The 14,746-nt window shown below is 73.9% G+C and carries 12 protein-coding genes and 1 pseudogene; 9 read left to right on the forward strand and 4 right to left on the reverse strand.

From position 1 onward, the window contains the following. Positions 1-171 precede the first annotated feature (171 nt). The 4 genes and pseudogenes from OG444_RS13295 (at position 172) to dnaG (ending at position 5,727) form a co-directional block, all read left to right on the forward strand. A pseudogene (locus OG444_RS13295) lies at positions 172-1,025 on the forward strand (sirohydrochlorin chelatase). A 45-nt stretch (positions 1,026-1,070) separates the two neighbouring features. Next, on the forward strand, positions 1,071-2,396 hold the full coding sequence (locus OG444_RS13300; RefSeq protein WP_327266771.1) for a deoxyguanosinetriphosphate triphosphohydrolase: 1,326 nt from the start codon (positions 1,071-1,073) through the stop codon (positions 2,394-2,396). A gap of 93 nt (positions 2,397-2,489) precedes the next feature. Next, positions 2,490-3,764, forward strand: coding sequence for an NAD(P)/FAD-dependent oxidoreductase (locus OG444_RS13305; RefSeq protein ID WP_327262373.1), 1,275 nt, complete (start codon positions 2,490-2,492; stop codon positions 3,762-3,764). Between the two features lie 34 nt (positions 3,765-3,798). Next, positions 3,799-5,727 (forward strand): DNA primase, encoded by a 1,929-nt coding sequence (gene dnaG, locus OG444_RS13310; RefSeq protein ID WP_327262374.1) that lies wholly within the window; start codon positions 3,799-3,801, stop codon positions 5,725-5,727. Between the two features lie 67 nt (positions 5,728-5,794). Here dnaG and OG444_RS13315 read toward each other — a convergent pair whose 3' ends face one another. Further along, positions 5,795-6,241 (reverse strand): gamma-glutamylcyclotransferase family protein, encoded by a 447-nt coding sequence (locus OG444_RS13315; protein ID WP_327262375.1) that lies wholly within the window; start codon positions 6,239-6,241, stop codon positions 5,795-5,797. A gap of 290 nt (positions 6,242-6,531) precedes the next feature. On the opposite strand from OG444_RS13315, the gene OG444_RS13320 reads away from it, so the two are divergent. Both OG444_RS13320 and OG444_RS13325 read left to right on the forward strand, forming a co-directional pair. Further along, entirely contained in the window at positions 6,532-7,074 is a 543-nt protein-coding gene (locus OG444_RS13320) for a hypothetical protein (protein WP_327262376.1), read from the forward strand. A 130-nt stretch (positions 7,075-7,204) separates the two neighbouring features. Beyond that, entirely contained in the window at positions 7,205-7,933 is a 729-nt protein-coding gene (locus OG444_RS13325; protein WP_327262377.1) for a class F sortase, read from the forward strand. Positions 7,934-7,997: 64 nt separating this feature from the next. Here OG444_RS13325 and OG444_RS13330 read toward each other — a convergent pair whose 3' ends face one another. The 3 genes from OG444_RS13330 to OG444_RS13340 are packed head-to-tail and all read right to left on the reverse strand — an operon-like array spanning position 7,998 to position 10,449. Further along, the gene (locus OG444_RS13330) at positions 7,998-8,774 is read right to left on the reverse strand and encodes a sulfite exporter TauE/SafE family protein (protein ID WP_327262378.1); all 777 of its coding nucleotides are present in this window, start codon (positions 8,772-8,774) and stop codon (positions 7,998-8,000) included. A gap of 36 nt (positions 8,775-8,810) precedes the next feature. Next, positions 8,811-9,089, reverse strand: a complete 279-nt coding sequence (locus OG444_RS13335) for a hypothetical protein (RefSeq protein WP_327262379.1) — start codon at positions 9,087-9,089, stop codon at positions 8,811-8,813. A gap of 49 nt (positions 9,090-9,138) precedes the next feature. Further along, the gene (locus OG444_RS13340; RefSeq protein WP_327262380.1) at positions 9,139-10,449 is read right to left on the reverse strand and encodes a ferredoxin reductase family protein; all 1,311 of its coding nucleotides are present in this window, start codon (positions 10,447-10,449) and stop codon (positions 9,139-9,141) included. A 157-nt stretch (positions 10,450-10,606) separates the two neighbouring features. Here OG444_RS13340 and OG444_RS13345 point away from each other — a divergent pair, with 157 nt between their 5' ends. Genes OG444_RS13345 through nirD form a run of 3 tightly spaced genes read left to right on the forward strand, consistent with a single transcriptional unit; the run spans position 10,607 to position 14,746 of the window. Next, on the forward strand, positions 10,607-11,890 hold the full coding sequence (locus tag OG444_RS13345) for an NAD(P)/FAD-dependent oxidoreductase (RefSeq protein ID WP_327262381.1): 1,284 nt from the start codon (positions 10,607-10,609) through the stop codon (positions 11,888-11,890). 1 nt (position 11,891) lies between these two features. Next, a complete protein-coding gene (gene nirB / locus OG444_RS13350; RefSeq protein ID WP_327262382.1) occupies positions 11,892-14,417 on the forward strand; it encodes a nitrite reductase large subunit NirB in 2,526 nt (841 codons plus the stop codon). Further along, positions 14,414-14,746: a nitrite reductase small subunit NirD gene (gene nirD, locus OG444_RS13355; protein ID WP_327262383.1), complete on the forward strand. Its 333-nt coding sequence runs from the start codon at positions 14,414-14,416 to the stop codon at positions 14,744-14,746. The genes nirB and nirD overlap by 4 nt, the downstream gene beginning before the upstream one ends.

The following is a 14,746-nucleotide window of genomic DNA, read 5'->3' on the forward strand; positions in this document are numbered from 1 at the left end:
CCCGCTCCGCGGCCCGCCTCCCGGCGCCCCGCGCCCCGGCCCGCACCCCTGCCACGCGCCCCGCTCGCCGCACCCGCTCCGACCATCGCGCCGGCCGCCCTGTGAGGACACGGCAAACACCCGTCATCCCGGCGCAACGCACCGGCAACCTCCGGCGCGGAGGATCGGTTCATGACGGAGTCGGTGCACCCTCCCGAGTTTCCCGCCCTCCCCTTCGACAGTACGGCCGAGCTCCTCGGCCGCATCACCCTCCAGCTGGGCACCCAGCTCAGCGGCCTGCGCCGACCCGGAGACCGCCCATGCACCCCACCCTCGTCGCCGTGGCCCACGGCAGCCGTGACCCGCGCGCCCTGCACACCGCCCACGCCCTCCTCGAACGGGTCCGCGAGCTCCGCCCCCGGCTCGACGTCCGGCTCGGTCACATCGAGCTGAACGAGCCGCTGCTCGACGACACCCTGAACGGGCTGTCCGGCTCGGCCGTCCTCGTCCCGCTGCTCCTCGGCCGCGGGTACCACGTCAAGCGCGACCTGCCCGAGGCCGCCGCCCGGGCCTCCCACCTGCTCACCCGCATCGCCGCCCCGCTGGGACCGCATCCGCTGCTCGTCGAGGCCCTGTACGAGCGGCTCCTGGAGGCCGGCTGGACCCCGGCCCCCGGCTCGGCCGTCGTGCTGGCCGCCGCCGGCTCCCGCGACCCCGACTCCGCGGCCGACACCCGCCGCACCGCCGACCTGCTCTCCGAACGCCTCGGCGGCGTCCCGGTGACCCCCGCCTACGCCTCCGCCGCCGCGCCGACCGCCCCCGAGGCGGTCCGGGCCCTCGCCGCCCGCGGTCACCACCGGATCGCCGTGGCCTCGTACTTCGCCGCTCCCGGCCGGTTCGCCACCCAGACCGCAGCGGCCGCGCCCGGCCTCGCCGCCGCCCCGCTGGGCGACCACCCGGCCCTGGCCCGGCTGCTGCTGCACCGCTACGACGAGGCCCGCGCCCTGCCCCTCGGCCGGGTGCGGCCGGAACTCGTCTCCGCCTGATCCCGGTTTGTCAGTTGTTCCGGTTACCGTCTCTGCATGGAAGGCATGAAAGGCACCGCGCACGCCCCGGCAGACGATCTCGACACCCTCTACGACGCGGCCGACACCGAACGCTGGGCCGCCGAGCCCGACAAACGGCCCGGCCGGACCGCCTTCCAGCGCGACCGCGCCCGAGTGCTGCACTCCGCCGCGCTGCGCCGCCTCGCCGGGAAGACCCAGGTCGTCACCCCCGGCAGCCGTTCGTACGACTGGGACGCGAGCCCCCGTACCCGCCTGACCCACTCCCTGGAGTGCGCCCAGGTCGGGCGGGAGCTCGGCGCCGCGCTCGGCTGCGACCCCGACCTCGTCGAAGCCGCCTGCCTCTCCCACGACATGGGCCACCCGCCCTTCGGCCACAACGGCGAGGAGGCGCTCAACGAGTTCGCCAAGGACTGCGGCGGCTTCGAGGGCAACGCCCAGTCGCTGCGCCTGCTGACCCGTCTGGAGCCCAAGCGGTTCGTGCCCGACCCGGCGGGCGGCGAACCCGTCAGCGTCGGCCTCAACCTCACCCGGGCCTGCCTGGACGCCGCCACCAAGTACCCGTGGGCGCGCGGGGACCACCCCACCGACCCCGGCTCGGTGAAGTTCGGAGCGTACGAGGACGACCTGCCCGTCTTCGCCTGGCTGCGCCGCGGCGCGCCCGCGGACCGCAAGTGCTTCGAGGCCCAGGTCATGGACTGGGCCGACGATGTCGCGTACTCCGTGCATGACTTCGAGGACGGCCTGCACGCCGGCCACCTCGACCCCAACCTCCTGTTCTCCGAGCCCGAGCGCACGGCGATCTGGCAGGTCGCCATCGGCCGGTACGTCCCCGCCGACACCGCTCCCGATGAGCTGCGGGCCGCCCTCGACCGCCTGATGGAGCAGGAGTGGTGGCCCCACGGGTACGACGGTTCGGCCGTCGCCCAGGCCCGGCTGAAGGACGCCACGAGCCAGCTGATCGGCAGGTTCTGCCTGGCCGCCGAGGGGGCCACCCGCGAGGCGTACGGCTCCGGCCGCCTCACCCGGTACGGTGCCGAACTGATGATCCCGCGCGATGCGCGCAACGAGTGCGCGGTGCTCAAGGCGGTCGCCGACCTGTACGTCATGCAGCGCGACGAGCAGGAACGGATCCGCGCCGACCAGCGCATCGTCCTGGCCGAACTCGCGGAGGCACTCAGCGCCCGTGCCCCGGAGGGGCTGGACCCGCAGTTCCGGGCGATCTTCGACGCCGCCCCCGACGACCGGGCCAGGAAAAGGGCGGTCATCGACCAGATCGCGTGCCTCACCGACGCATCCGCCCGTTCCCTTCACGCACGCCTCACCCGGCGCGGCCGACGCGCCGAAAGGTGAGCTGATCGAGCCACTCCCCCTTCACGCGGCAGGCTCGGTGCGGGACGCTCGCATGTGGTCGCATGTGGCGGAGAGGTTATGAGGAGGCATCAGGTGGTCGACGCACACCGGACATTCGTCATCGTCGGCGCAGGGCTCGCCGGAGCAAAGGCGGCCGAAACGCTGAGGTCCGAGGGGTTCACGGGGCGGGTGATCCTGATCGGCGACGAGCGCGACCATCCCTATGAACGCCCCCCGCTGTCCAAGGGCTACCTGTCGGGCAAGGACGACCGGGAGAGCGTCTTCGTCCACGAGCCGTCCTGGTACGCGGCCGCCGACGTCGAGCTGCACCTCGGCCAGCCCGCGGTCCACCTCGACCGGGCCGCCAAGAAGGTCGTCCTCGGCGACGGCACGGTCCTGCACTACGACAAGCTGCTGCTGGCCACCGGCGCCGAGCCCCGCCGGCTGGACGTACCCGGCACCGGCCTGGTGGGGGTGCACCACCTGCGGCGCCTCGCGCACGCCGAGCGGCTCAAGGGCGTCCTGGCCGGACTCGGCCGGGACAACGGCCACCTGCTGATCGCCGGCGCCGGCTGGATCGGCCTGGAAGTGGCCGCCGCGGCCCGCGGCTACGGCGCCGAGGTCACCGTCGTCGAGCCGGAGGCCACCCCGCTGCACGCGGTCCTCGGCCCGGAGATCGGCCGGCTCTTCGCGGACCTGCACGCCGATCACGGGGTGCGGTTCCACTTCGGGGCGCGGCTGACCGAGATCGTGGGCCACGACGGCATGGTGCTGGCCGCCCGTACGGACGACGGGGAGGAACACCCGGCGCACGCGGTGCTCGCCGCGATCGGTGCCGCGCCGCGGACCGCGCTCGCCGAGACGGCCGGGCTCGCCCTGGTGGACCGGGAGCACGGCGGCGGGATCGCGGTGGACTCCTCCCTGCGCACCTCCGATCCGGACGTGTACGCGGTCGGGGACGTGGCCGCCGCCCACCACCCGGTGCTCGGAACCCGGCTGCGGGTCGAGCACTGGGCCAACGCGCTCAACGGCGGCCCGGCCGCGGCGCGGGCCATGCTGGGCCAGGAGGTCGGCTACGACCGGGTGCCGTACTTCTTCTCGGACCAGTACGACGTGGGCCTGGAGTACTCCGGGTACGCGCCGCCCGGCGGCTACGACCAGGTGCTGATCCGCGGGGACGTGGCCAAGCGGGAGTTCGTCGCCTTCTGGCTGTCCGACGGGCGGGTGCTGGCCGGGATGAACGTGAACGTGTGGGACGTCACCGCTCACATCCAGGCTCTGATCAGGTCAAAGGCGCCCGTCAACCGCGAGGCACTGGCGGACCCGTCCATTCCGCTGGAGTCCCTGGTGCGGGCCGAGGGGGCCTGACAGCTTTGCCGTCGCCCGGCCGTAGACTTCACGGGTGGCAGGACGGATCAACGACGACGACGTGAAGGCGGTACGGGACGCGGTCCCGATCGACGCCGTGGTCTCCGACTACCTCCAGCTGCGCAACGCGGGCGGCGGCAACCTCAAGGGCCTGTGCCCCTTCCACGACGAGAAGTCCCCTTCCTTCCAGGTCAGCCCCAGCAAGGGGCTCTACCACTGCTTCGGCTGCCAGGCGGGCGGGGACACCCTCGACTTCGTCATGAAGATCGATCACCTCTCCTTCTCTGAGGCGGTCGAGCGCCTGGCCGGCCTGGCCGGAATCACCCTGCGGTACGAGGAGGGCGGCTACACCGCCGGCACCAGCGGCCGCGGTGAGCGGATCCGGCTGGTCGAGGCGCACAAGGCCGCCGCCCAGTTCTACGTCGACCAGCTGGACGGCCCCGAGGCGGAGATCGGCCGCAAGTTCCTGGCGGAGCGCGGCTTCGACCAGGCCGCGGCCGCCCACTTCAGCGTGGGCTACAGCCCGGCCGGATGGGACCACCTGACCCGCTTCCTGCGCGGCAAGGGCTTCACCGACAAAGAACTGATCACCTCCGGGCTCGCCCAGGACAGCCGCAGCGGCAAGCCCATCGACCGCTTCCGCGGCCGCCTGATGTGGCCGATCCGCGACATCAGCGGCGAGGTGGTCGGCTTCGGCGCGCGCAAGCTGCGCGACGACGACAACGGGCCGAAGTACCTGAACACCCCCGAGACGGCGATCTACAAGAAGTCCCAGGTCCTGTACGGCATCGACCTGGCGAAGAAGGAGATCGCGAAGACCTCCCGGGCCGTCGTCGTCGAGGGCTACACGGACGTGATGGCCTGCCACATGGCCGGGGTCACCACCGCGATCGCGACCTGCGGCACGGCCTTCGGCGGGGACCACATCAAGATCCTGCGCCGGCTGCTGATGGACAACGCCACCGCCGAGGTGATCTTCACCTTCGACGGCGACGCGGCCGGCCAGAAGGCCGCCCTGCGGGCCTTCGAGGACGACCAGAAGTTCGCCGCGGAGACCTCGATCACCATCGCCCCCGGCGGGATGGACCCCTGCGACCTGCGCCTCGCGCAGGGCGACGCGGCCGTGGCCGGCCTGGTCGAGGCCCGCACACCGCTGTTCGAGTTCGCCCTGCGGCACATCGTGGCCCGGCACAACCTGGAGAACCCGGCGGGCCGGGCGGCCGCGCTGGACGAGGCCGCGCCCGTCGTCGCCAACATCAAGAACATCGCGATCCAGCACGAGTCGGCGGTCCAGCTGGCCGGCATGCTGGGCATCCGCGACGAGCAGTTCGTGGTCAAGCGGGTCGCACAGCTGGCCCGCTGGGCCCGCGAGCGCGGTCAGGGCGACGGCCCGCAGGGCGGCCGGCCCGGCGGGGACCGGCAGCGTGGCCGCCAGTCCTCCTACGAGGCCACCCCCGCGCCCGCCGCCCAGCCGGCCGGCGGTCCCGCGCTCAACCTGCGCAGCCCGGCCCACCGCACCGAGCGCGAGCTGCTGAAGCTCGCCCTGCAGCGGCCGGCCCTGGTCTCCCCCGCCTTCGACGCCTACGGGATGGACGAGTTCACCGCCCCGCCCTACGCGGCCGTGCGCCAGGCGATCCTGGACGCGGGCGGCGCCTCCCTCGGCACGGACGACTACCTGGCCCGCGTCCGCGAGGCCGCCCCGAACGACACCGTCCGCGCCCTCGTCACGGAGCTCGCCGTCGAGGCCATCCACGCGAAGACGGTGGACGAGATCTACGCCGGTGTCCAGCTGGTCCAGGTGCGGCTGCGCGCCGTCGACCGGCGGGTCCACGAGATCCAGGGCACGCTGTCGCGGCTGGGCCCGCAGGCGCCGCCGGAACAACTGGCCGCCGTGCAGGAGGAGCTGTGGGTGCTCCAGCAGTACGGCCAGCGGCTGCGCAACCGCGGCGCCGAGGGGCTGTAGCCGCCGCTTCCGGCGCTGCCACCGCGCTCCGCGATCGGCTCCGTGATCGGCTCCGTGATCGGCTCCGCTACCGGCGCCGGAACCAGTCGCCGCCCGGTATCTCGGTGCCCGATTCCCGCAGGTCCCGGGCGATCAGCGGGGACGCCAGGTAGACCCAGGCGCGGACGGTGGTGCCGTCGGGGCGCAGGGCCGGGCGGGCGATCCGGTCGTAGATGTTCCCCGGGCGGCCCGGACCCCCGTACTCCTCCAGCTGGTCCAGCGCGGCCAGCAGCTTCCCGTACGCCCCCGGCGCCGCCGTGATCAGCTCGCCGACGACCGCCGTGCCCGGGCGGTGGACCGCGTACGGGTATCCGGGGCCGTCGTACAGCGCCGCGTCCGGGAGGACGGCGGGCTCCTCCGCGGCCGTGCGGCCGCGCAGGAACAGGTCGTGGTTGACCTCCCCCGGGCGCAGGGTCCCGTAGACGAAGAACGGGAGCGGATCGCTCAGCTCCGGTAGCCGTTCGGCCGATGTCACGGGGCCCTCCCTCGGATGTGGCGCGGCGGTGCGCGGGCGGGCCGACCGTCCCGGCCTCCCCGCGCCCCACCACCGTACGCACCGCTCCGCGGGGCTGGGACGCCCGTCCCGCCGCCGGCCGGGTCACCCGGACGGCACGGGCTGCCCGGATGGCCGGAAAACCCCGTCGACCTGCGGAAACGACCTGCGTCCAGGCCGGGCGGAGACATACCTGACGGGACATCAGCAGGCGCGCGGCGGGCGGGCCGGGTTTCCTCGGAATCACGACCCCGTGTCTCCAGGAGAGCCCCATGCGCCGACGTACCGCACACGTGCTGACCGCGACCGCGCTGACCGCCGCCGCGTTCACCGGGCCGGTCGCCGGCGCGGTCGCCGCCGCGGAGCTCGGCATGGTGGGCTTCGCCCCCGGGGACTTCTCCCCGCTGGAGGTGTGGCCCAAGTCCGCCTCCCCCGGCGCCACCGTCACCGTGAACACCACCGCCTGCGGCAGTGGCAGCCACGCGGACGGCGATGCCACGACGGTCGGCGGCGGCCGGTTCAAGCTGGTCCCGGGCACCCACAAGGAGGTGGTCGTGGGGCAGTTCCAGGTCGCCCACGGCACCCGTGCCGGGACCTACGGCATCGGCGCGACCTGCGCGAACGGCAAGTTCGCCACCGGCAACCTGGTCGTCACCGAGCGCGGCCCGCAGGGCCACGTCAACACCGGGGTGGGCGGTGGCACGACCACCACCACCGACCCCGCCAAGATCGCGGCGGGGGCGGCCGTTCTGGCCGCTGCCGCCGTCGGCGGTACCTGGCTCCTGCGTCGCCGGGCGAGCGGCACGCGGAGCTGACGGACGCCCACCGCGGCTCCGGCCGCGGTCCGACCGGTACCGTCCCCCGTCGCCCGCCCCGCGAGGTCCCCCCGTTCGCGGGGCCGGGCGACGGCCAGTCACCCCGAAACGGAGAACCGAGGGGGTACGCATGGGTGGCGATTTCGGTGGCGCGCGGGGCCGCGACCGGCAGCCCCGGCCCGCGAACGGCGGCCGCCCCGGATCCGGAGCACACCCCCGGCAGGCGGCCGAGCGGGCCTCCCGCACCCTCACCGCCCGCCACGGAGGACTCGTCGCACTCGCCGCCTGCGTCGGCATCTGGCTCGTGACCAGCGGCTCCCGCGAGCCCGTCGGGCCGCCGCTGCCCTCCCCCGCCGAGTCCCTGACCGCCGCCGGCGTGGTCGGCCCCGGTATCGCCCCGCTCCCCGGTTCACCGCCGGGCCGGATCCGGATCCCCTCCATCCGGGTCGACGCGCCGCTGACCGGGCTCGGACTCGACGCGCGCGGCAGCCTCGAAGTGCCCCCGCCCGACCGGCGCGACCTGGCCGGCTGGTACCGCGAGGGCACCACCCCGGGCGCCACCGGCACCGCCGTCATCGCCGGACACGTGGACGACGCCGCCGGGCCGGGGGTCTTCTACCACCTGGGCGCGCTGCGCCGCGGGGCCTCCATCGAGATCCCGCGCGCGGACGGCCGTACTGCGGTGTTCACGGTCCACGCGGTCGAGGTCTACGACGCCAAGGCCTTCCCCGACACCCGCGTGTACGGGCCTTCGGCGCGCGCCGAGCTGCGGGTGATCACCTGCGGCGGCGGCTTCTCACCGCGCACGGGCTACCGGGGGAACGTGGTCGTCTTCGCGCACCTCACCGGGACGTACTAGCGGCCGCTCGAAGGGCTGCACCAAGGGGCGCTCGAAGGACTGCTCACCGCGGTACCCGGAGGGGTCAGCCCCACTGCTCCAGGCCCAGCTTGATCACCAGCGCGCCCACCACCGTCAGCAGCACCCCGCGGACGAAGCCGCTGCCCTTCTTGAGCGCCATCCCGGCCCCGATCATGCCGCCGGCCAGGTTGAACACGGCCATCAGCGCGGCCAGCTGCCACAGCACCATGCCCTGGTAGGCGAACATCGCGAGCGCACCGCCGTTGGTGCAGCAGTTCACGATCTTGGCGGTGGCGGAGGCGGTGACCAGGTCGAGGTGGAGCAGCGCCGTGAGGGCGAGCACCAGGAAGGTGCCGGTGCCGGGCCCGATGAGGCCGTCGTAGAAGCCGATGCCCAGGCCCGCGAGCGCGATGGTCAGCAGCACCCGCTGCCGGCTGAGGGGCGTGGTCGAGGGGGCCGTGCCGAAGCCCGGCTTGAAGATCACGACACCCGCGACGAACACGAGTACCACCATGATCAGCGGGCGGAGCGCGTCCTTGCTGATGCCGCCCGCGAGTGCGGCGCCGCCCATCGAGCCGGCGAGCGCGGCCAGGCCGATGCGGACGGCCAGCTTCACGTTCACCGGTGCCTTGCGGACGAACGTCACGGCCGCACCGGCGGTGCCGACGATGGCCACGGCCTTGTTGGTCCCGAGGACGGTGGCGGGGTGGGCGTTCGGCAGGCCGAGCAGGAGCGCGGGCAGGAGCAGCAGGCCGCCGCCGCCCACCACCGCATCGATCCAGCCGGCGGCCGCTGCGGCCACGCACAGGACGATGATCATGGTCGTTGATATGTCAGGCACGGACCGACCCTATGGAGCGGTTGGGTGCAGTGACCATCAATCTCCGGAAAGTTGTGCAAACGTTGAGCTTTGCCGGGCCGGCACCCGGTCCGGGGCCACCGGAGCCGCCGGGTCCACGGCCACCGTGAGCACGCTCGCGGCCAGCACGCTGACCGCCCCCAGCCCCGCCGCCAGCCGTCGTGCCGGCGGTACGGAGGCCAGCGCGGCGAGCACGGTCCGCACCGGCGAGGGGCCGCGCGGCTTGCGGTGCCGGGCGACCGCCGGAGCCTCGGCCCCGACGGGTACGGAGAGGGCGACGTGCAACGGGTGACGCATGGGGCGGTGACTCCTCGGGGTAACGCGGGGGAACGCGGGGGAACGCGGTTCAGAAGCTGAAGCACTCGGAATGGATACGACCGGCCGGCACCCCGGCCCTCAGCAGCGCGGCCCGCGTCGCCCCGGCCATCCCCGGCGGCCCGCACAGGTACACGTCGTGCTCGGTCAGGTCCGGCACCAGCGCGGCCAGCGCCTGCGGGGCCAGCGCCTGCGGGGCCAGCGGATCGTAGGCGGCGCCGGAGGGCCCGAGCAGGTAGTGCAGACCGGCCTGCCGCTCGGCGGCGATCGCCTCCAGCTCGGCCCGCAGCACCAGGTGCTCCTCGCCCCCGGCCCGGTAGAGCAGGGTGATGTCCCCGGGACCCCCGGGCAGCGTCTCGAACAGGGCCCGCATCGGGGTGATCCCGACCCCGCCCGCGATCAGCAGCACCTTGGGCCGCGTCCGCCGGGCGGCGGTGAGCGCGCCGAACGGCCCGGTCGCCAGCACCCGCGTCCCGGGGCGCAGCCGGCGGATCCGGCGGGAGTGGCCGCCGAGCCCCTTGACGGTGATCCGCAGGGCGTTCCCGCGGACCGGCGCGGACAGCGAGAACGGCAGGGCCGTGTGCCACAGCCGGCGCTGCAGGAACCGCCAACGCAGGAACTGCCCCGGCTCCGCGCGCAGTTCCGCCAGATGCTGCCCGTAGACGACGACCGAGACCACCCCGGGCCCCTCGACCCGGACGTCCGCGACCCGCAGCGCGTGCCGCAGGGCCTGCCGTACGGGAACCACCACGCGGTACCAGACCAGCAGGACGGCGACCACGGTGTGGGCGAGCGCCCAGAACCAGGCGGCCGCGGCCAGATCGGGTCCGGCGAGCTGGTGCCCGAAGGCGAGGGCCGCGGCGAGGTAGACGAGCAGGTGCACCCCGCGCCAGGTTTCGTGCGGCACCCGGCGGCGTACCGCCCGGGCAGAAGTCACACCGACCGCGGCCAGGAGGACGGTCCCGGCCGCGGCGGCGGCGAGCGCGGGGTAACCGAGCAGCTCCGAGGCGGCGGAGACCACGTCGATTCCCTCGTGCACGGCGTAACCGAGCAGGGCGAAGAGCCCGTGCCCGAAGACGAGGAGCAGTACGTACCGGCCGCCGAAGGCGTGCCAGCGGGCGAGCCGGTCGGCGCCGACCCCGTGCTCGACGGCCGGCACCCGGGCCATCAGGAACAGCAGCACCAGCACCCCGTAACCGGCGAGCAGACCGGACAGGTGTGCCGCGGTGGCGAACAGTGCGTCGGGCCGGGCCGAGGGCCGCACCTGCGCCGCCCAGAGCAGGATCACCACCCCCGCACCGCCCAGCATCCCGCCCCTCACCCGCACCACCGCATCTCGCATACGGAGCACGCTAAGGGCGCCGGTGGCGGCTCCGATGATCCTTAAGGCGGCCTTGAGGAAGGCCTCACCGACCCTTAACCCCGGCGCTGAGGTCGGCGTTCCGTCCGGGTAACAGAGGCGATGCCGTGGGGAAACAGCGGCCGCGCACGCTCATGGCATGACCTCGGAAAAGCGTGTGGTGGTGATCGGCGGCGGCCTCGCGGGCCTACGGCTCGCGCAGCGGCTCGGCCCGGCCGCGGCGGTGACCGTCCTCGGCGAGGAGACGCACGTGCCGTACAACCGGGTCCTGCTCGCCGAGGTCCTCGCGGGCCGGTACGCCCCCGAGGTGACCGCCCTGCCGGCGCCGGGCCCCGCGCTGCGGCGGGGGGTCCGGGCGGTGCGAGTGGACCGCACGGAGCGGGCCGTGCACTGCGACGACGGCACGGTGGCCGCGTACGACACCCTGGTGCTGGCCACCGGCTCGAACGCGGTGCTCCCGCCGCTGCGCGGGCTGTTCGAACCCGAGGGGCACACGCTCCCGGACGGTGTGCACGCCTTCCGCACGATGGACGACTGCCTGGCGCTCTCGGAGGCCGTGCGCCCCGGGGTCCGCGTGGTGGTGATCGGCGGGGGCCTGCTGGGCGTCTCGGCGGCCCGCGCGCTCGCCGCGCGGGGCGCACAGGTGGTCCTGGCACAGCAGGGCGAGCGCCTGATGGAACGCCAGCTGGACACCGAGGCCTCCGCGTTGCTGCACACCCACCTGACCTCACTCGGCGTGGAGATCCACACGGAATGCCGGGTCCGCGGCCTGCTCATCGAGCCTTCAGCCTCGCCGGCGTTCGATGCGCGGGGATCCGGGGGCGGCGCCCCCGGCCGCGGCGCCGCGCCCGCGCAACGGCGGGTCACCGGGGCCGAGCTCGCCGACGGCTACCGCCTCGAAGCCGACCTCGTCGTCCTCGCCTGCGGCGTACGCCCCCGCACGGGCCTCGCCCAGGCCGCCGGACTGGAGACCCGCAAGGGCATCGTGGTCGACGACCACCTCCGCACCAGCGACCCGGACATCCACGCCATCGGCGACTGCGCCGAACACGCCGGCCAGGTGTACGGCCTCGCGGGCGCCGCCCTGGAGCAGGCCGACACCCTGGCCGCGTACCTCACCGGCGGGCCCGCGCAGTACATGGGCACCCGCGCCCTCACCCGCCTCACCCTCACCGCCGACGGGGACCGGTCCCTCGATCTCGCCGCCTTCGGCGAGACCACCCCGCTCCCCGGCGACGACGTGGTCCGCCTCGCCGACGCCACCCGCCGGACCTACCGGAAGGTCGTCCTGCGGGGCGACCGCCTCGTCGGCGGCGTGCTGCTCGGCGAGCTCTCCACGGTGGGGGCCCTCGCCCGCACCTGGGAGGGCGAGGAATCACCGCACGACCTGTTCCACCTGCTCACCGACGACGGAGGCCACTGACATGACCGAGCCCCTGCCCACGATCGTGCTCATCGGGCACGGCATGGTCGGCCAGCGCTACCTCGAAGCACTCGCCGAGCGCGGGGTCACCGCCACGCACCGGATCACCGTGCTCTGCGAGGAGCCCCGGCCCGCCTACGACCGCGTGCACCTGACCTCGTACTTCTCCGGCAGCACCGCCGAGGACCTCTCCATGACGCCCGCCGGGTTCATGGAGCAGCACGGCATCGCCCTCCACCTCGACGACCCCGCCGAGAGCATCGACCGGGCCGCCCGTACCGTCACCTCCCGCTCCGGGCAGGTGTTCCCGTACGACGTCCTGGTGCTGGCCACCGGCAGCTATCCCTTCGTGCCGCCGGTGCCCGGCAAGGACGCTCCCGGCTGCTTCGTCTACCGCACCATCGAGGACCTTCTCGCCATCGAGGAGTACGCGAAGACCCGGAGCTCCGGCGCGGTCGTCGGCGGCGGTCTGCTCGGGCTGGAGGCCGCCGGCGCCCTCCAGGGGCTGGGACTGGCCACCCGGATCGTCGAATTCGCCCCGCGCCTGATGCCCGTACAGGTCGACGAGGGCGGCGGCGCGGCCCTGCTGCGCACCATCGAGTCCATGGGCCTGACCGTCCACACCGGCGTCGGCACCCAGGAAGTGGTGGTCGGCGAGGACGGCCACGTCAGCGGAATGCGGCTCTCCGACGGCTCCACCGTCGACACCGACCTCGTCGTATTCTCCGCCGGCGTCCGCCCCCGCGACCAGCTGGCCCGCGAGGCCGGACTGAATGTCGGCGAGCGCGGCGGCATCGCGGTCGACGCCCGCTGCCTCACCTCCGACCCGCACGTCTACGCCATCGGCGAGTGCGCCCTCGCCGTCGACGGCCGTGTCTACGGGCTCGTCGCCCCCGGCTACGAGATGGCCGAGACCGCCGCCGACGATCTGCTGGGCCGCGAAAAGGAGTTCACCGGAGCCGACCTGTCCACCAAGCTCAAGCTGCTCGGTGTGGACGTGGCCTCCTTCGGCGACGCCCACGGCGCCACCCCGGACGCCCTCGACGTCGTCTGGTCCGACTCCCGCTCCGGCGTGTACAAGAAGCTCGTCGTCTCCCCCGACGGAGTCCTCCTCGGCGGGGTCCTGGTCGGCGACGCGGACTCATACGGCCTGCTGCGCCCGCTCACCGGAAGCGTCCCGCCCGTGGCCCCCGAGCAGCTGGTGCTGCCCGCCGGGGTCGGCGCGCCCGTCGCGCTCGGACCGTCCTCGCTCCCCGACGACGCGGTGATCTGCTCCTGCCACAACGTCACCAAGAAGGCCATCGCCGCCTGCGCCACCCTCCCCGAGGTCAAGAAGTGCACCAAGGCGGGCACCGGCTGCGGCAGCTGCGTCAAGGTGATCGGGCAGCTGCTCCCGGCCGCCGCCGACAAGGGACTGTGCGGCTGCTTCCCCTTCACCCGGGCCGAGCTCTACGAGATCGTCCGCACCCGCCGGCTGACCTCGTACCAGGAGATCCTCGACGGCCACGGCCGCCCCGAGGCCCGCGGCGGCGACGGCTGCGAGGTCTGCAAGCCCACGGTCGGCTCGATCATCGCCTCGCTCGCCCCGACCCTGGGCGCGAGCGGCTACGTCCTGGACGGGGAGCAGGCCGCCCTGCAGGACACCAACGACCACTTCCTCGCGAACCTGCAGCGCAACGGCTCCTACTCGGTCGTCCCGCGCATCCCCGGCGGTGAGATCACCCCCGACAAGCTGATCGTGATCGGTGAGGTGGCCCGTGACTTCGGCCTCTACACGAAGATCACCGGTGGCCAGCGGATCGACCTCTTCGGCGCGAGCGTGGACCAGCTCCCGCGGATCTGGGCGCGGCTCGTCGACGCCGGGTTCGAGTCCGGGCACGCGTACGGGAAGGCCCTGCGCACGGTGAAGTCCTGCGTGGGGCAGACCTGGTGCCGCTACGGCGTCCAGGACAGCGTCCGGATGGCCATCGACCTGGAGCTGCGCTACCGGGGACTGCGCGCCCCGCACAAGCTCAAGTCGGCGGTCTCCGGCTGCGCCCGCGAGTGCGCGGAGGCGCAGAGCAAGGACTTCGGCGTCATCGCGACGGCCAGTGGCTGGAACCTGTACGTCGGCGGCAACGGCGGGGCCACCCCGCGCCACGCGGACCTGCTGGCCCAGGACCTGTCGGACGCTGAACTGGTCCGGCTGATCGACCGGTTCCTGATGTTCTACATCCGCACCGCGGACCGGCTGGAGCGGACCTCCACCTGGCTGGACCGGCTGGAGGGGGGCCTCGCGCACCTGCGGGACGTGGTCGTGCACGACTCGCTCGGACTGTGCGCGGAGCTGGAGGCCCTGATGGCCGACCATGTGGCGCACTACCGGGACGAGTGGGCCGAGACGCTCGAGGACCCGGAGCGGCTGCGCCGGTTCGTGTCCTTCGTGAACGCGCCCGGCGCGCCCGACCCGACCGTGAAGTTCGTCCCCGAGCGCGACCAGGTCAAGCCCGACCTGGCCGTTCTGACCATAGGAGGAGCCGTCCGATGACCGTGGAACTGAAGGTTGCGCAGGGCTGGCTGACGGTGTGCGAGCTGTCCTCGCTCACCCCCGGGCGAGGGGTGGCGGCGCTGCTGCCCGACGGGAGCCAGGCCGCGGTGTTCGTCGACCGTGCGGGGCGCCCGTACGCCATCGGCAACCAGGACCCCTTCACCGGGGCTCATGTGCTCTCGCGCGGGCTGGTGGGGACGGCCGGGGGCCGGCCCTTCGTGGCATCGCCGCTGCTGAAGCAGCGCTTCGACCTGGAATCGGGGCGCTGCCTGGACGACGAGGAGATGGCGGTCCGGACCTACCCGGTGCGGACCGCCGTGACCTCGTGA

The sequence above is a fragment of the Streptomyces sp. NBC_01232 genome (genome assembly GCF_035989885.1).
Lineage (GTDB): Bacteria > Actinomycetota > Actinomycetes > Streptomycetales > Streptomycetaceae > Streptomyces.